Here is an 18,247-nt window from a genome sequence, read left to right on the forward strand (position 1 = left end):
GGCGTTTCACTCAGCGAAGACAATATCTTACTATTCATGAACATAGTGCCTTTGCGAACGAATATTAGGAATAATTTTAAAAACCTTTGCATTCATTGCATTAAAATATTATTGTATTAATTTTTTAATTTCTTCCAAATCATCAATTTCGTCTACAGTTTTGTCTTTCCTCCATCTTACAATTCTTGGAAATCGTAGGGCTACACCGCTTTTATGACGGTTACTGAAACCTATGCCTTCAAAAGCAATTTCGAAAACGAGTTCTGCTTTTACCGTTCTTACAGGACCAAATTTTTCAATGGCATTTTTGGTGACAAATCTGCTCACCTCCATGATTTCTTTATCTGTCAATCCTGAGTAGGCTTTGGCAATGGTCACCAAACTATCTCCGTTCTTCACTGCAAAACTATAATCTGTGTAATAAGCACTTCGTCGGCCGCTGCCTTTCTGGGCGTAGATCAGAACTACATCAATGGTAAAAGGATTGATTTTCCACTTCCACCAGTCGCCTTTTTTTCTTCCGGAATGATAAGGTGAATTTTTTTGTTTTAACATCAATCCTTCGCTGTTTACTGCTCTTGAATTTTCACGAAGCGAATTCAGTTCTTCCCATTTTTCAAAATCCAGACTTTTGGAAATACTGATGCGTTCAGGATTTTCATTCAATAATAATTCTTCAAGTAAAGCTCTTCTTGCGGAGATTGGTTTTTCTCTCAGGTCGTTGTTTTCCAGTTCCAGTAAGTCGTAGACAAAGACTTCTATGGGGATTTCTGAGAGCATTTTTTTAGTTAAAGTTTTCCTGTTTAATCTTTTCTGTAATTCGTTAAAATTTAAAACTTTACCATCGTTTACCGCAAGTATTTCTCCATCCAGTACAAAGTTGCCTTTCATGGATTTTATGGCATCTGTAATTTCCGGAAATTGTTCGGTCACGAGTTCTTCCCCTCTTGACCAGATGAAGACTTCATCGTTTCTTCTGATGATCTGGCCACGTATTCCGTCCCATTTGTATTCTACCAGCCATTCATCAGGATTTCCCAATTCTTTAGTTTCTTTTTCCAAAGGATAGGCAAGGCAGAAAGGGTATGGTTTTGAGTTGTCAGGATTTACATTTTCTGCATCAATAAGTTCTTTGAAAGTAACTTCATCGGGTAACCATTTACCCATTAAGCTGTGCATCAAAGCACTCGATTCCTGCCCTGAAAATTTGGTTAATGCATTGATTAATGTTTTATCTGATACTCCAATCCGGAAGCTTCCGCCAATTAATTTATTGAAAATCAAACGTTCGGTATAATCCAGACCATTCCATGATTGCAGTACAAATTCTTTCTTTTCTGTATCTGTTTTGCCCTTCAGACTAACAATATCATTCATCCATTCTGATAATGAACGTTCTATTTTTTCCTGTGGAGGCGGGAGAATTAATGATAACGTTTCTCCAAGATCACCTACTGCAGAATAGGATTCCTGAAACAGCCAATAAGGAAGTTTTGTGATTTCCAGAGCCCATTCTTTCATGTAATTGGTATTGACATTTCTCTTAGGTCTTTTGCCGGTAAATAAAGCGATAAACCATACTTTATCCTCATCAGGAGCACGCTCGAGATAATCCATGATGGCATCAATTTTAGCATTGGTTTTATTGGTTGTTTCCAATGCGTTGATAAGGTCTGCAAAATGTCTCATGATTCCGGATTTTGTGAGATTTCTTTTTCAGATTCTTCTTCATCCTCACCGTAAAGTGTTTCTACAACATCTGCTTTAATTCCTGTTTCATTCAGATATTTGGAAAAGACTTCCGTCTGCCCGTGAGTAACATGAACCAACTCTGCTTCAGTTGCTTTTACCGTTTGTAACAATCCTTTCCAGTCTGCATGGTCACTCATCGCAAATCCTGCGTCTGCACTTCTCCATCTTCTGGCACCGCGCACCTGCATCCAGCCGGAACATATCGCGGTGGCCGGATCTGGAATTTTCTTAATGATATTACTATCGAGCAAAGCAGGTGGTACAATCACAATTTCGTGTTCCATCTCTTTCGGGCGTTCTCTGAAATCTGCAATGGTATATTCTGGAAGTTCAATTCCTACTGTTTCAAAGGCTTCATTAAGCTTTCCGATAGAATAATGAACGTATATTTTTCCTAATTCTTCCACTGCTTTCATAATACGTTGGGCTTTCCCTAAAGAATACCCTATAAAAATAGAGGTTTTGTTGTTTTCTTTATTTTTCAGTACCCAGTTCTGAAGTTTTTTATTTAAATCCGGAACTTCCAGCCAGTTGTAAATAGGCAGTCCAAAGGTACTTTCTGTGACAAATTCATTACATCTTACCAGCTCAAAAGGAGTGCTCAATCCGTCATCCTGAACTTTATAATCTCCTGAGATGACCGTCACATATCCTTTATATTCAAGCTTTATCTGAGCAGAGCCAATGATATGTCCGGCCGGATGAAGTGAAAGTTTTACTCCATTGATGGTAATCACTTCACCATATTCTACGCTCTGACATTCGATATCGGTTCCGATTCTCTGATGCAGAATAGGTTTGGTAAAATGGTGGCAAAGGTATTTTTTCATTCCCCAGCGGGCATGATCGGCGTGGCCATGGGTAATAACTGCCATGTCTACAGGTCTCCAGGGATCTATATAAAATTTTCCCTGAGGACAGTAAATGCCTTTTTTGGTAAATGTGATTAATTTCAATGGTGTGACTGGTTTAGAAAATAAGCTTCAAAAAGTTAACCAATTTACAATAAAGTGTTTATTTTTTTATTATTGTGGTATGAGATCTTATGAATCATTCCATACTGTAGGAATGATTATTCATAATAGGTTTTGGCTAAAGCCCATTTCTATTGATATTCTGTAGTGTTAAATAATGAAAAGAAGGATTGCAATAGGATTTTAAAGCATAAAAAAAGCTGTTTCGAATAGAAACAGCTTGGATAGTTTATTTTTCATTCAACACATCGTTTACGAAGTCAATCCATTGATAATCGGGGATAGTTTTATCAATGAAATAGTCTGGTTGGATGCCTTTTTCGTCAATGGCCATGTCGGGAATACGGAAGCTTTTGGAAAGAGCATATCCCATCTTAAACTCGTTACAGGGAGAATTTACGAAATACATATTGGAGATATCCAGAACTCCGGCAGTAGTTGTTCCGAAGAGCTTTACTTTTTTACTTTGTTTTGCTGCCAGTAAAAACTCCTCTGCGGTACTTCCGTTTCCTTTATTGATAATAATTCCAACGTTTTTTGGATAGGGTGAAATTTTATCCATTTTATTAATTCCCACTAAATTCCCATCGTCCTGAAGGCTTACAAATTTACCCATGTTTTGGGTGAGTTTATCATAGGCTTTCTTTAGATATTCTCTTTCCTCTGCAGGGATCCCATATTTCTGGTAATTCTCATAAAGATCTAGCATTCTCTGATTATTCAGTTTTGTAGAATAAAATTGTGTTCTGACACTTCTGATAGGGTTCGTGTAGAGATAAGGAATAATTTTAGCAAAGCTGTTATCACTGCCACCTCCATTATTTCTGATATCAATGATAAGATTTTCTGTGTTTTCAATTTTAGATTGATTGGCTGTAATGACACTGTCGATATCTTTTCTCAAAGCACCATTGAAGGAAGGAATTCTCAAAAGTAGAGTCGTTTTGTTGAGTTCCTTCAGAAAAGGTTTTTGAGCTGTGATCGCTTGATAATGGGTTTCAATACCTTCTTCTTTTTCAAATTTTGGAGAAACTCTTTTCAGGGTAAAGTCATTGATTTCAAGATAATTTTTTCCTACTAACCGTATGTTATTTATTTCCTGACCCGATTTGTTTCTTAAATAGTAAGTTCCTTTGGTTTTGTCAGCATTGAAAGTTAGTTTTAACTCGTTTGGTTTCCAGTTCTCAGCTCCGGATGTGATGATAAAGCCTTTGTAGACTTCTCCAAACTTTTTAATTCCTATAGTGTAAGGCTCAGTTTCCCAAATTCCTTCAATGTCTGATTCTTTTTTAGATAACACTTCTTTTTTGAACTTTTCTATATCTACTTTTATCAGTTCTGTTTTGGTATTTTCATTCATTACCACAGGCGGAGTTTCCTGGATTTTATTTCCAATTTTTGAAATTGAAAAATGCCCGGATCTGAAGAACTTAAGCCATTCATAGATCGTCTGGGTACATTCCGTATCTGATTTTATATTTTTGATTCTGTTCAGAAAGTCATTGTTATGAGCCTGATAAGCCAAAACGCCCTTTTTATCAATAATATACTGATATCCGGCATCATTTTCCTCGAAGGTCTTTTTCACCCACAGATAGTTACTTTCACAATTGCAGTTTTGAGCTAAGCTAAAAGAAGAGGAGGTGAGAAGAATTAAAAAGAGTGTTTTAATTTTAAGCATATGTTCGTTATTAGTTGTATTGTAAAGGTTACAAATCTAACGATAATTCTATTTTTTTATGATGTAAAAAGGAGAGTTATTTGAGAAAACATTCTTTTCTGATACACTTTCTGAACTTTTCAGCAATATAAAAATGAACTTCCAGGCAATATTGACCTTCTTAAAATCTTTGAAATTTGTACCATCATTAAAAAAGAATACAATGAGTAAAACAATTTTAATTACAGGTGCAGCAAGCGGATTCGGAAAAATAGCTGCTTTTGATCTTGCTAAAAAAGGACACAAAGTAATCGCCACTACGCAGGTCTATCCTCAGATGAGTGATTTAATCCGTGAAGCTAAAGAACAGGATGTGAATCTTACAGTGGACAAACTGGATGTAACGAGCCAGAGAGATGTAGATTATATTTTAAAGAAATATAATGATATTGATGTTCTCATCAGCAATGCCGGAATTATGGAAGGCGGTCCGATTGCAGAGCAGCCAGTAGATATTATCCGCTCTATGTTTGAAGTGAATGTATTTGGTGCTTTACATCTTGCACAGGGTTATATCAAAAAGTTTGTTGAAAAGAAGAATGGTAAGATTGTTTTCACGTCTTCAATGGGTGGTTTATGGACCGTTCCTTACGTAGCTGCTTACTGTGCTTCCAAACATGCGTTGGAATCTATTGCAGAAGGGTTGAGGACTGAATTGGTTCCCTTTAATATTAAGATTGCAACCTGTAATCCTGGTGTATTTGGAACAGGTTTCAATGATAGAGGAGTAGATTCTATTTTCCATTGGTATGATCCTAAAACCAACTTTACTCCGGAATCAGCGTTTGACGGAGCAGCAGAATCTTTAGCACATCAGCTCGATCCGCAATCTATGGCAGATGTTATTGTAAATGTTGCTTTAGATGACAACAGTAATTTTAGAAATGTGCATCCGAAGGAAACCGAAGAGTTTGTAAAACAGCTTCAGGCAGATGCATGGACCGCAAAAAGCTAATATCATGGAGTTGAATTATAAAACGGCAGAAAAAGCTTTACAGGCAGCCCAGGAAAAAGCATTATCAATGAATATTCCTGTGACTATTGCTGTGGTAGATATGGGCGGACACCTTATCGCATTGGCCAGACTGGATAGTGTATATGGAGTAATTGATTTTGCTGTTAAAAAGGCAAAGACAGCAGTGATGTTTGGAGTAAACAGTGAGGTGATGGGAAGCATTATTTCTGAAACCGGTGTTCATGGGTATGGAATGCTGAATTCAAATGAAGGGCTTCTGACTATTGCAGGAGGTGTTGTTCTGAGGAATACGGAGGGAAAGATGATTGGGGCAATTGGTTCTTCAGGAGGAACTCCCGAACAGGATAAAGAAATTGCGGAGGCGGGAGCTCATGCTATTGCTTAAATTTCAGATATTTGTATCATGGAAAACACTTCTGAAATCATATTTGATCAACTTGTTTACTCGTGCGCCTTTGAATCTTACAGAGGCCATGAGGAATTTATTCCGGATCATTTTCTGGGATTTCAGATCTCAGGAGAAACTCATGCTTTTCATGAACATGGTAAAACGGTAATCAAAGAGAATACAGTGGTTCTGGTGAGGAAAAATCAACTGATCAGAACGATAAAATATCCTTCGGCTCACGAAAAGTATCAGTTTGTTTCTATGACATTGGATGATGAAACGCTGAGACAGTATGCTACTGAAAACAAAATCAATGTAAGTACCAAATTTTCTGGTAATGAACGGTTATTTTTCGAGCCTGATGATTTTTTTAAAAGCTATTTCGCTTCTCTTATTCCTTACATTAATAAGACAAAGGAAATTCCTCCAAAGTTAGCCGCATTAAAGGTGAAGGAAGCCATAGAATTACTGTTGCTGAGCAATCCGGATTTTAAAAATCTTCTTTTTGATTTTTCTGAACCTCATAAGATTGATCTTAAGGATTTTATGAATAAAAACTTTATGTTCAATGTTTCTGTAGATGCTTTTGCAAGGCTCACAGGGCGTAGTCTTTCGGGATTTAAAAGAGATTTCAGTAAAACCTTTGAGATGACACCCAAACAGTGGCTGAAAGAGAAAAGATTAAAAGAAGCGTATTATTTAATTAAGAACAGAGATAAAAAGCCTTCAGATATTTATCTTGATCTGGGTTTTGAGAATTTATCTCACTTTTATTCTTCTTTCAAAAAGAAATTTGGGGTGAAAACTACAGAAATATAGCTTTAACCATAAAAAAACACAAATTATATTATAAGCATTATCTGCTTTTGTTGGAAAAACGCAAAGACGCAAGAAAGGTTTTACAATATTTTGATTTTAAGTCGCAAGGATTTTATCTTTGATAAAATTTAATACTGAATATTTCAAAATACTTGTTGATTAATCACAAAATTTGTATAACCTCCAAGATCTGCGAGAATTTATCAATCATTTGTAATTTTCCTGCCTCTTTGCGTTATCCTACATATTATTAAGGGATCATATTTTCTGATCTCAGTCTTTCAAAGACATTAATAAAAGAGTCTTCTGTACTTGTATATGCAGTAAAGCCCAGTTTTCTGCTTTTAGACATATCACACATCACTTCCAGTGGTCTTCCCAGATCCAGATCAGTGTGCCATGCAGACGACAAACGGTTAAGGTTCTTCTCTTTGAGATTATACTTTTCTGCAATGGTTGTCCATACATCGTTGTCGTTTTCCAGTTCTTTTTCGAGAGGTCTTATCGTTCCGTTGAAACCTTCAGCTTGTACACCGAACCAATTGGCAAGTCTTTTCCAAAGCCATTTCCATCGGAAAACATCTCCGTTAGCAATATTAAAAGCCTGGTTTTTTGCAGATTCTGTAGATGAAGCCCATACCAATTGTTTGGCCAGTATTCTTGCATCAGTTACATCTGAAACACCATTCCACTGTGCCTCTGAACCCGGCCAGATGAATTTTCTTCCGGTTTCTTTGCAGATGCTGGCATATACAGCCAATGTAGTTCCGATATTCATAAGATTTCCTACGGCATATCCAACTACAGTGTGAGGCCTGTGAATACTCCATGTAAAGCCGTCTCTTTCAGAAGCTTTGTATACTTCGTCTTCCTGTGCATAATAAAAGTTGGGTAGAGGAAGTCTTGGATGTTCTTCTCTGACAGGTGTTTCCGGTAAAACTCCTTCTTTAGCATAAGCCTCAAATGGTCCCAGATAATGTTTAAGCCCTGTAACCAAAGCCACATGCTGAACCGACTTTTTAGGAGATAAAATGTTTAGCAGATTTCTCACCAATAGGCTGTTGACACGGATATTTTCTTCTTCAGTGTCGTTGCGCATCCATGTGGTAAAGTAAATATGAGTAGGAGAGATTCCTTCCAGCGCTTCTGCAAGGTTTTGCTCATTTAGCAGGTCTGCTTTAATGGGAAGAAGACCATCAATATTGGTGGTGGGATTTCTTGATAATCCGTATGTTGTCCAGCCTTGTGCAATTAATTCTTCAGCAAGGTTACTTCCTGTAATTCCGGTAGCACCTACTACCAATGCAATATTTTCCATAAGTATTGTAAAATTTCTTGTACAAAATTATGGTTGGATAGAAGCTTTTATGCTTGATTTGGATCATGGGTTTGAGTTGATCTGGATCAAGTATTATTCAGAGAATTCTTTTTACGGATTCTGCTTACCGTTTCAGGAGCAAGGCCAAGATAGGAAGCAATAAGGTTGTGTGGCACTCTTTTGATCATTTCAGGATTCTTTTGTGCCAGTTGAAGATATTTTTCTTCAGCCGTGTAGCTATTGGACACAATGAGTCTGTAATCTTTCGTTACGAGGCTGTTTTGGTATAAAATTCTGAAATAGCGATCCATTACAGGAATTTCCAGCATCATTTTTTCATAGTCTTCCAAAGTGATTGTCAGTATTTCGGTTTCTTCAATCGCATCAATATTGAGTACCGATTTTTCCTGATTGATAAAGCTGTTGAAATCTGAAATCCACCAGCCTTCAAAGGCAAACATATTGATGTGCTCATTTCCTTTTTCATCCAGAAAATAAGACTTCAGCAGTCCTTTGCTTACAAAAGACAACGATTTGCAGATATCTCCTTCCTGAAGAAGATACTGTTTTCTGCGAAGTTTTTTAAGGGTAAAAAAAGACTTAATCTGATTCTTTTGTTCTTCCGTGATATCAACCTTATTTTCGATATGGGAAAGCAGCACTTCAAACATCCAATAAATATTTCATCAAAATTACTATTTTCAAACGCATCAAAACATTATTTTTCAAAATCATAGAGATTGATTCCTATTTCCTCATTTTTAATTTTGAAAGTCCTTGTATTCAATGGATAGAAAATAAATTCTGCGGCTCCCTGAATTTTCGCTTCCAGAAGATGTCCTGCCAAAGCGGTGTAATCTTCTCTTCCGAGTGTAATATGAAGGTGAAGAGCTAGTTTTCCTTCTATTTCAGAAACATTTCCGGAAATATTAGTGACTTCCATCTGTTCTTTGAAAGTCTTATCTACATATTTTTTTGTTGTTGGATTAAAGAATCGGAGAGTAGCTTCACTCACAGCTCCTATACCGGTTACTTCTCCTGCCTGGATATTTTGGTTTTGAATAAAGTCTGTTAAACCTTCTACAATATTGGAATGATTATCAAGGCTCACGATGTAAATCTGATCTGTTTTTCTGGCAGACCAATGGTTTCCTTTGTAATTCATGATTGCAATATTTATTCTATTGTTTTCAAATAATTGATAATTCCAATAACGTCATCCTGACCAAAGCCTTTATCATGGGCATTTTGATAGGTTTGAATCAAAGCTTCAGAAAGAGGATAATCTGCACCTGCATTTTTAGCAAGAAGAATGTCTTTCAGCATCAGATCAAGGGCAAATGCCGGAGCATACTGATCTGTAATCAGCAGAGGTGTTTTTACTTTGGTAGCACCGCTTCCGCTGGCACTTTCATTGATGATTTCCAGCATATCTGATCGTTCAATTCCTAATTTTTCTGAAAGTAAAACAGTTTCCGCCAGTCCCTGATAAATAGTGGACAGAAAATAATTGATAGACAGTTTTCCTGCGATTCCTTTTCCGTTTTCACCCAAATGTTTTACAGATTTTCCCATTTTCAAAAGATAAGACATGGCGCGCTGGATGTCTTTTTCTTCACCTCCAGCCATAATGATCAGTGTTCCTTCTTTTGCCGGTAAAGTACTTCCTGCTACCGGAGCATCAATAAACGAAGCTTCTTTTATTTTGAGAGCCGCAGCGGTTTCTGTGGAAGTTTCCGGAGAAATAGTACTCATATCCACAAAGAGTTTTCCCTGAATGTTTAAAGGAAGAATTTCTTTATATACTGCTTTTACAGCACTATCGTTGGTCAGCATGGTGAATATAATATCGCTGTTTTGTACAAGGTCTTTAACTCCGGTATATACTGTAGATTTTTCTTCAAAATCTTTGGCTTTTTCTGATGATCTGTTATACACTGAAAGGGAAACTCCTGCTTTTTCAATGTTTTTTGCCATAGGATGTCCCATATTTCCTAATCCGATGAATCCTACTTTTTCCATTGTCCTATCTTTTATTTTGTTATTAATTAAGTTTGTATGTTTTCAATCTCCTGGATGAAAAGGAGTTAGTTGAAAAGTAAATCAATGAAAGTATAAAATATGATTGTTTTGCAGCAAAATATCGACCAAATGGGTATTTTACAAAATTAAGTTTTAATTATATTTTTAAACATAAACTTTTAAAACCGGATAAACTTTCAGAAATTTGCAGCAAATAAGAATCAATGAAGATCGTAGATATAGAGAACTGGAACAGAAAAGAACATTTTGAATTTTTTTCTAACATGGCAAGCCCTTATTTTGGATTTACAACAGAAGTAGACTGTACACACGCCTACAGTACAGCAAAAGAAAAAGGGTATTCATTTTTTGCCTATTATTTTCACAAATCTATGGTGGCGATCAATAGAGTAGACGAACTAAAGCTGAGAATTATTGATGGGCAGGTGATACAGTTTGATACCGTTCATGCTGGTAGTACGATTGGCAGACCGGATGGTACTTTCGGTTTTTCTTTCACACCTTTCTCAGAAGATTTCGAAACGTTCAATGCAGCTCTGCAGGAGGAGATAAAAGGAGTACATGAAAGTACAGGATTGAGACTTAGCAATGAAAGGCTGGGGAAGGACCACATCAGACACACTACCATTCCATGGAATTCGTTCAGTGCGATATTGCATCCAACAGATTTTAACACAACAGAATCGGTGCCTAAAATTGCTTTTGGAAGATTCAACATCCGAGAAGGGAGAAAATATCTTCCGGTGTCTATTGAAGCCCATCACGGATTGGCAGATGGAATTCACCTTTCCAAATATCTGGAAGAGTTTCAGAAAGAGTTGGATCAAGAGTAAAATAGTACATAATTTATCAGAAAGCCGGATTTACAATAAATCCGGCTTTTTTTATGAATCATCCTTATTCATTTCTGTAGTAAATACGCAGAAAACATTGATCGAGATCATAAAAAGTTAATGCAATAACCCACTACATTTACTTCCTATCAAAATAAGAACGCAAATAGTAGGGAACGGGCTGATAAAAGCATTTATGATATTTTGGCTCAAAATATAACGTGGTATCTATGTGGTACACGTATTTAATAAAATTTTAATCATTTTTTCTTTCTTTGCCTTTGTAAAATGTAAAGAAATTCATAGGTGTTGTTTTTTTAACAAAATCCTTCAATAAATGCAAGTTATACAACGTAAATCGTTACGTAATATTAGTAATATTATTAAAACTTATGGAATTTTGAATACATAAAAATTATTTTGTTCCCGGTATTGATTCTGTAAAACACAAATTGAACAGTGAAAAAAAGACTTTGTACAGATACACAAGAGATGTGGTATCTGAAATAAGAGATGAAAAAGTATTATGAAAAATAGAACACCTGAAACTAACTTAGAGGATTTAACCCAAAAGATTCTTGTACAAGACGAAATAATGGCATTGGCCAAAGCAAATTCTCCTCGTCTCTTGAATAAATTCAGATTGGTTTATCCCGATTTTTTTAAAAAGTTATCTGATATACAGCCTTCCCTTAAAAATTCTGAACTGATCTTTTGTATTTACCTTAAGCTCAATATGACCACCAAGGAAATTGCAACCTGTATTTTTGTCACTCCAAAAGCAATACAGAACAGGAAAAACAGAATCAGAAAAAAACTGAATATTCCTTCTGAATTTGATATCTATAAATGGTTTAATGAATTTTAAACCATTTTTTCTGCATCTACACTTCTACGATGGCATTATCCAAATCATGATACAAAAGAATTTTCCAGTTGTTCTCTCTTGCTTCTTTTTCCCACTGAAGCCTTAACTCCATTGCTTTTCTGCCGTCAAAATCACTTTTATAAGCCAAATGGTATTTTAAATAAGAAGCCTGAGGAAGATCATCAGCTCCGTAGAAAGCCGTTTCATCATTTTCCCTGATCCAGAACACCTGCATAAAAGGAGTGTGTCCTCCAACTACTTCATATGAAATTTCGTCTGTGATCTGCCCCTGATCTTCATTCATCCATGTGATATTCGGAAGCTGAATCAGTTTATCCAGCATATCAAAGTCAAAAGAAGGATTACCTTTCTTTTCCATTGCAAAATCCAGTTCGCGTTTCTGGATATAGATCTGAGCATTTGGAAAAGCAGCTTCAAAACCATTTTCTGTAAGCTTTACAGCGCCTTCAATATGATCTTTATGAAGATGGGAAAGCAATAACTTTGTGATCTGTTCAGGGCGAATATTTTCCTTTTTAAGAATTTCTGAAACCACCGTTGTTCCGGACTCATTTTTCCAGCCAATCCCTGCATCCAAAAGGATATAATCATTTTCCGTAATGATAAGAAACGGTTGAACAGACATTTTGATTCCTCCGATGGTATCAAAATTTTCTTCTGTTAAAAGCGTAAAATCTTTGGTTTTGCTTGCCGAAAAATTGCCTTCTTTAAGTGGAATAATTTTCATGCTGCAAATTTCCTTAATATTTCTAATATTCAAAAGGTTTTTCATCGATATATATGATCAATAAAAACAATCATAAAGGCAGAATGCTGAAATCATTCTACTTATCGGAACATTACGGATTATTCATAAGGATGTAAAAGATAAGACCGGAAATTTTCTTTTTTTAATGATTATATTTGATCTCTTAAAAATCTGACGATCTGCTGTCAGATGACTTTCAATTCAAATAAAAACTTTATACGTAATGCAGGAGAGTTCTTCCCATGGTATTTCCCGGACGGTCATCTGGCTTATGGCTGTTATTTCCGGGCTTGTAGTGGCCAACAATTATTATAATCAGCCTTTATTGGCTCTCATCTCTGAAGAACTTCAGGTTTCTGAAAGTGCTGCAAGTAAAATATCTGTCCTTACACAGATTGGCTATGCATTAGGATTGCTGCTGATAGTTCCGTTGGGAGATAAATTTTTCCGCAAGAAATTAATTTTAATTGATTTGTGTCTGGTTTTCGGTTCACTTTTATGGATGACTTTTGCTACTCAGTTGTGGATGCTGTATGCAGCCAGTTTACTGATTGGAGCTACATCAGTTATTCCTCAATTGTTTGTCCCTATTGCAGCTGAGCTTTCATCGGATAAAGAAAAATCCTCTAACATTGGATTGGTCATGTCCGGATTGTTATTGGGAATTCTTCTGTCCCGTTTTGTGGGTGGAATTGTAGGGGAAGTCTGGGGATGGAGAGCCATGTTTGGAATTGCAGCAGGACTGATGATCCTTGTTTGGTTAGCTGTTTATAAAATGCTTCCGGAGCTGTCTCCTAATTTTAAAGGAACTTATAAAGAGCTGATGCGTTCTGTAGCCCAACTTGCCAAAACACAACCGATTCTTCAGCTGGCATCATTCCGTGGAGCAATGGCATTTGGATCTATGTGTGCTTTGTTTACCACATTGGTTTTTCATATGGAAAAGCCACCTTTTAATGCAGGATCTTCTGTAGTGGGGAGCTTTGGATTAGCAGGTGCTGTAGGAGCTTTAGCCGCGGCTAAGGTGGGAAAACTTCAAAAGTATCTGGATATTAACAGGATTATATTGTACTCTTTATTGATTGTGATAGGAAGCTGGGGCTTTACCTATTTTGCTGGAGAAACCTATTGGGGACTGATTGTCGGAGTAATTCTTGTTGATCTGGGAGTACAGTCAAGTCACATTATGAACCAGACCAATTATTTCCTTATCAAATCAAATGCTGTCAACAGGCTGAATACCGTGTATATGGTATCTTATTTCATTGGTGGATCATTGGGAACCTGGCTGGCATCTATTGCCTGGCAAAAGGCTCAATGGACGGGTGTATGTTTTGTGGGAACAGTCTTTGGAGTGTTGGCTTTAATAGCGCACATTTTGTTTTGTAAAAGAGTGAATAAAGCATAGAGGAAGAAGTATATTTGTTTTATACTTAACCTTATTTATGGTTTCGGGGGATTTTATCTGCGATAAAATCCCCCGAAACTTTTTATGATAATTCTTCTACATTTTCCTGTGCCTGCATCATTTCTCTGTGTTTTCCACCCCATTCATCAAGCTGCTTCCAAATAGGGATCAGCTCTCTGGCAATATCTGTAAGTTCATAGTCTACTCTTGGCGGAACTTCAGCATGAACAGTTCTTTTTACCAGGCTTTCTTTTTCAAGTTCTCTCAGCTGAAGGGTTAGCATTCTTTCCGTTATTCCTGAAATGGAGTTTCTAAGCTCACTGAAACGTAATTTTCCGTCTTTTAACTTGTTTAAAATGATAAGCTTCCAACGCCCTCCGATTTTGCATACTGCATAGCTCAGATCACATCCCTGGATATACTGTTTGTTGATATTATTCGTTGAGTTTTCTTTTATTTTGCCCATTACTTACAAATTTGTTAGTACCATACATTTAGCTGTATACAATGCAAATGTAAGGTTTGAGATTTAATTTTGTTCAACAAAACAGAAAATATACTGTAATAGAAGAACTATAGCGCTCATGTTCTCAGCAGAAACAATAACAATTTAAATCAAAATACAATGCAATTAACACCTAAGATAACGCAGATTTTAAATCATTTAGAAACCATACAACCCTTCAATCCTCAGGATTCTTTAGACGGAGCACGCAAATTTCTTGAAACCATGTCTCTTCAGCTTAGCGGGAAAAAAGAATCAGTAGCGATGATTGAAGAACTGCATATTCCACAGGAAAATCATCAGATTCCTATCAGAATTTACCGTCCCAAAGGAAGAGAAGCTCAACATTCGTCAGCTATTATTTATATTCATGGAGGATGGTTTATTGCTGGTGGGTATGAGACTCATGATGCTGTAGTCCGTAAACTGGCCAATAAAACCGGATCAGTCGTTATTTTTATAGATTACCGTCTTGCTCCCGAACATCCTTTTCCGGCTGGTTTAAATGATTGTATTGATGGTGTAAAATGGGTATTTGAAAATGCAGAATCTTTAGGAATCGATCCTGATAAGGTTGGAATCATAGGTGACAGTGCCGGAGCAGCTTTATCAACGGCAGTTTCTACTCAGCTTGGAAAACAATTGAAATTTCAGGCCTTGATTTACCCTGCTGTAGACAATCAATTGAACTCAAAGACCTGGGAAACTTATGAAAACGGCCCGGTTCTTAATAAACAAGGAGGCATAGAAGCCTGGGCAGGATATCTTCCGGAAGAAGAGAAAGAAAATCCTCTGGCAATTCCTGTCTTGATAAGAGATTTTAAAGAAACACCACCTACCTTAATCATTCTGGCAGAACATGATCCTTTGCTGGATGATGGGAAACAGCTTTCTGAAAACATGAAAAATGCAGGTGTTAAGCTTAAAACAAGCCTCTACAAAGATATGGTTCACGGATTTATGCATATGGGAGAACTGTTGGAAGAAGTACAGTCGGCGGTGGATGAAATGACTGATTTTGCCCATCAAAACTTAAAATCTGATGAATAAGAGGATCATGAAGAAATATGCATACATTGGATGTCTTGGATTTATAGCCGTTATTACAACAGAATTTGGTGTCATCGGAATTCTCCCGCAAATTGCTGAGCATTATAAAATCAGTATAGACAAAGCTGGATATCTCTTGAGTGCTTTTGCTTTAATCATTGCTCTTACAGGACCTTTTATGACCTTGCTTACCTCAGGTTTTGACCGTAAGAAAATAATGCTCACTGCTATTTTCATGTTTCTGATTACAGGATTTGTATCTTCTTTTTCACCTCCTTTCTGGCTGTTGATGCTGGTGAGAATTTTACCTGCATTTCTTCAGCCTGTTTATATTGCGACCGCATTATCTGTGGCGATATCTCAGGCAGATGAACGGAAAAAGAATGAGCTTATGGGAATCGTTTTTAATGGAGTAGCCATTGCCATGGTAACTACAGTTCCTTTCGCTACTTGGATAGCGGGGCTTTGGTCCTGGGAATATTCATTTATGATACAAACTGTGGTGAGTCTGATTGCCCTGGTAGTCATTTATTTTATGCTTCCCTCAATGCCTGTGAAAGAGAAAAAGTCTTATGGAAATCAGATCAGAATATTGAAGCAACCTCCTTTTATACTCAGTACACTGACTAATTTTTTCATGATTACGGCTTGGTTTTCTACTTACAGTTATTTTGCAGATTATCTGAACAAAGCCAAAGGAATGGATACTTCAATGGTAAGCTATATGCTCTTATTATTTGGAATTATCGGAGTATTCGCCAATGGAGTAGCCGGAAAAATGCTGAATAGAAATGTCGCAGGTACAACCGCTATTTTCCTTTCCGGAACTATTGTAGTACCAGTTCTTCTCTATTTTTCTGACGGAAATGCATGGGCAACGATTGCTGTTATCGGAATCTGGGGATTTCTGTATTCACCAAGCTTTTTGAATGCATCCACTTACATGATCTCTTCAGCACCGGAATCACTGGAATTTGCTAATAGTCTTGCTACATCTTTCGGAAATCTTGGAGTAACGGTGGGTACTACAATCGGAGGATGGGTTATCGTTACAAAAGGAGTAGAGTATACTCCCTGGATAGGTCTTGTTTTTGGACTTCTTGCCTTTGCAATGATGATTCTAAAAGGGATCGTAGAGAAGCGTAGTCAGGTACTTTCCACCTGTCAGAATTAAACTGTAACGATTTTTGTTACATTAAATAAAATACAGTATCTTTGTACTATTAATTTGAAATTGTTTTAAGCTTTTATTTTTGAACCATTAAGATTTAATGAGAGTTTAAGAGTATTAAGATGAGCTTTGCTTTAAGCTTAAAAATCAGAATGATTCATCTTAATTATACTTTATCTCTTAATGATTTTAATAGATATTGAATATTTTTTGATAAGTTTAAACAGTTTCTTGATGTAAAATTAAATACAATGAAAATAGAAATCTGGTCGGACGTGATGTGTCCGTTTTGTTATATCGGAAAAAACAATTTTGAACAGGCTTTGAATAAACTTCCTTTCAAAGATGAAGTAGAAGTAGAGTGGAAGAGTTTTCAACTGGATCCAGGCTTAGATCCGAAAGAAACTCAGGATACCCTGCAATATTTCAGAGAAAAGAAAGGTTTCCCTGAAGCTCAGGCTACCCAAATGCTTGGACAGGTAACTCAAATGGGAAAAGGAGCCGGAATTGATTTTAATTTTGGGAAAACTTTGATCACCAATACCTTCAGTGCCCACAAACTGCTTCATTTAGCTAAAAAGCATAACAAATCCAATGAAATGGAAGAAGCATTATTTATTGCCCATTTTATTGATGGTAAAAATGTGGGAGATACAGAAGTTCTGATTGATCTTGCTGAAAGTTTAGGAATTGATAAAGAAGAAGCAAGACAGGCCGTTACAACAGATCAACTGGATTATGAAGTCAACCAGGATATTCAGGAGGCGAGAAACAACGGAATTTCCGGAGTTCCTTTCTTCGTTTTGAATGGAAAATATGCCGTTTCCGGAGCGCAGCCTGCAGAAGTATTTGAAAATGCCCTTCAGCAGACGTATAAAGAAACAGTGAGCCCGTTTAAGGATATTTCCGGTGAAAACGGAGCTTCCTGTGATGCAGATGGATGCAGCATCTAAGATATGAGAACCCCAAAATAGTTTTATTTTGGGGTTTTTAATTGAATAGAGTCTCGTATCTTTGTTACACAGTGACAACATCTGTATAAATCTGATTTTTCAATGATAAAAATTAACAACGAAAGTCATTATTCAATTGATGATACCCTTTTTGTTTTTGCATTAGATTCCGAAGCAGGAACCGTTTTCGACGATAAAAACAAATTAATTACCGGCATCGGAAAAGTAAATGCAGCGATCGAATTAACCAAAGAAATTCATACAAGAAAACCTAAACTGATTGTGAATTTAGGTTCTGCGGGAAGTAAAGGATTTCACAAAGGAGAAGTAGTATGCTGTACAAAATTCATCCAGAGAGATATGGATGTAAGAGGATTAGGATTTCAATTGTATGAAACCCCGTTATCCGGAGTACCACCTGTATTGGAATACGGTCTTAAAATGGATACCCTGAAAGAAGGTGTTTGCGGAAGTGGTGACAGTTTTGAAATGAACCACTCTGAAACCGTTTATAATATCGTAGACATGGAAGCCTATCCGTTGGCATTAATTGCCCAAAAGGAAAACATTCCGTTCCTGTGTTTAAAATATATCTCCGATGATGCCGGAAGTGATGCGGCAGACGACTGGAGTGTACAGGTTCATCTGGCTTCTGAAGCTTTTAAGAAAATACTCTTTTCATAACATTTAATCTTACCAT

At 36.6% G+C, this 18,247-nt stretch carries 19 protein-coding genes; 10 read left to right on the forward strand and 9 right to left on the reverse strand.

All coding sequences use genetic code 11. The features are described 5' to 3' along the window. Positions 1 to 108: 108 nt before the first annotated feature. The 3 genes from ACKTTZ_RS20340 to ACKTTZ_RS20350 form a co-directional block, all read right to left on the reverse strand. Positions 109 to 1,689, reverse strand: coding sequence for an ATP-dependent DNA ligase (locus ACKTTZ_RS20340; RefSeq protein ID WP_407846455.1), 1,581 nt, complete (start codon positions 1,687 to 1,689; stop codon positions 109 to 111). Then, positions 1,686 to 2,708 carry a ligase-associated DNA damage response exonuclease gene (locus tag ACKTTZ_RS20345; RefSeq protein WP_034698186.1) on the reverse strand — a complete coding sequence of 341 codons (1,023 nt, stop codon included), beginning with the start codon at positions 2,706 to 2,708 and terminating at the stop codon, positions 1,686 to 1,688. Before ACKTTZ_RS20345 ends, ACKTTZ_RS20340 begins: the two co-directional genes overlap by 4 nt. A 247-nt stretch (positions 2,709 to 2,955) precedes the next feature. Beyond that, entirely contained in the window at positions 2,956 to 4,314 is a 1,359-nt protein-coding gene (locus ACKTTZ_RS20350) for a S41 family peptidase (RefSeq protein ID WP_407846456.1), read from the reverse strand. Between the two features lie 295 nt (positions 4,315 to 4,609). Here ACKTTZ_RS20350 and ACKTTZ_RS20355 point away from each other — a divergent pair, with 295 nt between their 5' ends. From ACKTTZ_RS20355 to ACKTTZ_RS20365, 3 genes are read left to right on the forward strand one after another with little or no spacing between them, the layout of a single operon-like run. Further along, a complete protein-coding gene (locus tag ACKTTZ_RS20355) occupies positions 4,610 to 5,401 on the forward strand; it encodes an SDR family oxidoreductase (RefSeq protein ID WP_034698182.1) in 792 nt (263 codons plus the stop codon). 4 nt (positions 5,402 to 5,405) lie between these two features. Next, positions 5,406 to 5,807 (forward strand): heme-binding protein, encoded by a 402-nt coding sequence (locus tag ACKTTZ_RS20360; RefSeq protein WP_034698386.1) that lies wholly within the window; start codon positions 5,406 to 5,408, stop codon positions 5,805 to 5,807. A gap of 18 nt (positions 5,808 to 5,825) precedes the next feature. After that, complete coding sequence (locus ACKTTZ_RS20365; protein ID WP_034698180.1) at positions 5,826 to 6,629, forward strand: AraC family transcriptional regulator; 804 nt, start codon at positions 5,826 to 5,828, stop codon at positions 6,627 to 6,629. Positions 6,630 to 6,879: 250 nt separating this feature from the next. Here the strand turns inward: ACKTTZ_RS20365 and ACKTTZ_RS20370 are convergent, their stop codons facing one another. The 4 genes from ACKTTZ_RS20370 to ACKTTZ_RS20385 form a co-directional block, all read right to left on the reverse strand. Beyond that, positions 6,880 to 7,947, reverse strand: a complete 1,068-nt coding sequence (locus tag ACKTTZ_RS20370) for an SDR family oxidoreductase (RefSeq protein WP_407846457.1) — start codon at positions 7,945 to 7,947, stop codon at positions 6,880 to 6,882. A gap of 86 nt (positions 7,948 to 8,033) precedes the next feature. Next, positions 8,034 to 8,618, reverse strand: a complete 585-nt coding sequence (locus ACKTTZ_RS20375; protein ID WP_253316025.1) for a Crp/Fnr family transcriptional regulator — start codon at positions 8,616 to 8,618, stop codon at positions 8,034 to 8,036. A 47-nt stretch (positions 8,619 to 8,665) separates the two neighbouring features. Continuing rightward, a complete protein-coding gene (locus ACKTTZ_RS20380) occupies positions 8,666 to 9,112 on the reverse strand; it encodes a PPC domain-containing DNA-binding protein (protein WP_034698173.1) in 447 nt (148 codons plus the stop codon). 11 nt (positions 9,113 to 9,123) lie between these two features. After that, positions 9,124 to 9,969, reverse strand: coding sequence for an NAD(P)-dependent oxidoreductase (locus ACKTTZ_RS20385; RefSeq protein ID WP_407846458.1), 846 nt, complete (start codon positions 9,967 to 9,969; stop codon positions 9,124 to 9,126). Positions 9,970 to 10,193: 224 nt separating this feature from the next. Here ACKTTZ_RS20385 and ACKTTZ_RS20390 point away from each other — a divergent pair, with 224 nt between their 5' ends. Together ACKTTZ_RS20390 and ACKTTZ_RS20395 are read left to right on the forward strand one after the other, a co-directional pair. Beyond that, entirely contained in the window at positions 10,194 to 10,823 is a 630-nt protein-coding gene (locus tag ACKTTZ_RS20390; RefSeq protein ID WP_407846459.1) for a CatA-like O-acetyltransferase, read from the forward strand. A 526-nt stretch (positions 10,824 to 11,349) separates the two neighbouring features. Further along, positions 11,350 to 11,691 carry a hypothetical protein gene (locus tag ACKTTZ_RS20395; protein WP_051934527.1) on the forward strand — a complete coding sequence of 114 codons (342 nt, stop codon included), beginning with the start codon at positions 11,350 to 11,352 and terminating at the stop codon, positions 11,689 to 11,691. A gap of 16 nt (positions 11,692 to 11,707) precedes the next feature. On the opposite strand, the gene ACKTTZ_RS20400 is transcribed toward ACKTTZ_RS20395, so the two are convergent. Beyond that, on the reverse strand, positions 11,708 to 12,439 hold the full coding sequence (locus ACKTTZ_RS20400; RefSeq protein WP_034698381.1) for an MBL fold metallo-hydrolase: 732 nt from the start codon (positions 12,437 to 12,439) through the stop codon (positions 11,708 to 11,710). A gap of 244 nt (positions 12,440 to 12,683) precedes the next feature. Between ACKTTZ_RS20400 and ACKTTZ_RS20405 the strand changes: the two genes are divergently transcribed. Beyond that, complete coding sequence (locus tag ACKTTZ_RS20405; protein WP_253316022.1) at positions 12,684 to 13,868, forward strand: MFS transporter; 1,185 nt, start codon at positions 12,684 to 12,686, stop codon at positions 13,866 to 13,868. Between the two features lie 82 nt (positions 13,869 to 13,950). Here the strand turns inward: ACKTTZ_RS20405 and ACKTTZ_RS20410 are convergent, their stop codons facing one another. Next, entirely contained in the window at positions 13,951 to 14,334 is a 384-nt protein-coding gene (locus ACKTTZ_RS20410; RefSeq protein WP_034698162.1) for a helix-turn-helix domain-containing protein, read from the reverse strand. A gap of 159 nt (positions 14,335 to 14,493) precedes the next feature. Here ACKTTZ_RS20410 and ACKTTZ_RS20415 point away from each other — a divergent pair, with 159 nt between their 5' ends. The 4 genes from ACKTTZ_RS20415 (at position 14,494) to ACKTTZ_RS20430 (ending at position 18,231) form a co-directional block, all read left to right on the forward strand. After that, the gene (locus ACKTTZ_RS20415; protein ID WP_407846460.1) at positions 14,494 to 15,423 is read left to right on the forward strand and encodes an alpha/beta hydrolase; all 930 of its coding nucleotides are present in this window, start codon (positions 14,494 to 14,496) and stop codon (positions 15,421 to 15,423) included. Between the two features lie 7 nt (positions 15,424 to 15,430). Further along, positions 15,431 to 16,597, forward strand: a complete 1,167-nt coding sequence (locus ACKTTZ_RS20420; RefSeq protein ID WP_407846461.1) for an MFS transporter — start codon at positions 15,431 to 15,433, stop codon at positions 16,595 to 16,597. A 248-nt stretch (positions 16,598 to 16,845) separates the two neighbouring features. Further along, on the forward strand, positions 16,846 to 17,547 hold the full coding sequence (locus tag ACKTTZ_RS20425; protein WP_034698156.1) for a DsbA family oxidoreductase: 702 nt from the start codon (positions 16,846 to 16,848) through the stop codon (positions 17,545 to 17,547). Between the two features lie 102 nt (positions 17,548 to 17,649). Continuing rightward, entirely contained in the window at positions 17,650 to 18,231 is a 582-nt protein-coding gene (locus tag ACKTTZ_RS20430) for a nucleosidase (protein ID WP_034698153.1), read from the forward strand. Positions 18,232 to 18,247 lie beyond the last annotated feature (16 nt).

The organism is Chryseobacterium sp. KCF3-3 (assembly GCF_045865955.1).
Lineage (GTDB): Bacteria > Bacteroidota > Bacteroidia > Flavobacteriales > Weeksellaceae > Chryseobacterium.

Coding starts and splice junctions, on each gene's coding strand:
- ACKTTZ_RS20355 (WP_034698182.1), top strand. CDS start 4,610: ATGAGTAAAACAATTTTAATTACAGGTGCAGCAAGCGGATTCGGAAAA.
- ACKTTZ_RS20385 (WP_407846458.1), bottom strand. CDS start 9,969: ATGGAAAAAGTAGGATTCATCGGATTAGGAAATATGGGACATCCTATG.
- ACKTTZ_RS20430 (WP_034698153.1), top strand. CDS start 17,650: ATGATAAAAATTAACAACGAAAGTCATTATTCAATTGATGATACCCTT.
- ACKTTZ_RS20410 (WP_034698162.1), bottom strand. CDS start 14,334: ATGGGCAAAATAAAAGAAAACTCAACGAATAATATCAACAAACAGTAT.
- ACKTTZ_RS20420 (WP_407846461.1), top strand. CDS start 15,431: ATGAAGAAATATGCATACATTGGATGTCTTGGATTTATAGCCGTTATT.
- ACKTTZ_RS20405 (WP_253316022.1), top strand. CDS start 12,684: ATGCAGGAGAGTTCTTCCCATGGTATTTCCCGGACGGTCATCTGGCTT.
- ACKTTZ_RS20340 (WP_407846455.1), bottom strand. CDS start 1,689: ATGAGACATTTTGCAGACCTTATCAACGCATTGGAAACAACCAATAAA.
- ACKTTZ_RS20415 (WP_407846460.1), top strand. CDS start 14,494: ATGCAATTAACACCTAAGATAACGCAGATTTTAAATCATTTAGAAACC.
- ACKTTZ_RS20375 (WP_253316025.1), bottom strand. CDS start 8,618: ATGTTTGAAGTGCTGCTTTCCCATATCGAAAATAAGGTTGATATCACG.
- ACKTTZ_RS20365 (WP_034698180.1), top strand. CDS start 5,826: ATGGAAAACACTTCTGAAATCATATTTGATCAACTTGTTTACTCGTGC.
- ACKTTZ_RS20390 (WP_407846459.1), top strand. CDS start 10,194: ATGAAGATCGTAGATATAGAGAACTGGAACAGAAAAGAACATTTTGAA.
- ACKTTZ_RS20400 (WP_034698381.1), bottom strand. CDS start 12,439: ATGAAAATTATTCCACTTAAAGAAGGCAATTTTTCGGCAAGCAAAACC.
- ACKTTZ_RS20425 (WP_034698156.1), top strand. CDS start 16,846: ATGAAAATAGAAATCTGGTCGGACGTGATGTGTCCGTTTTGTTATATC.
- ACKTTZ_RS20380 (WP_034698173.1), bottom strand. CDS start 9,112: ATGAATTACAAAGGAAACCATTGGTCTGCCAGAAAAACAGATCAGATT.
- ACKTTZ_RS20370 (WP_407846457.1), bottom strand. CDS start 7,947: ATGGAAAATATTGCATTGGTAGTAGGTGCTACCGGAATTACAGGAAGT.
- ACKTTZ_RS20395 (WP_051934527.1), top strand. CDS start 11,350: ATGAAAAATAGAACACCTGAAACTAACTTAGAGGATTTAACCCAAAAG.
- ACKTTZ_RS20360 (WP_034698386.1), top strand. CDS start 5,406: ATGGAGTTGAATTATAAAACGGCAGAAAAAGCTTTACAGGCAGCCCAG.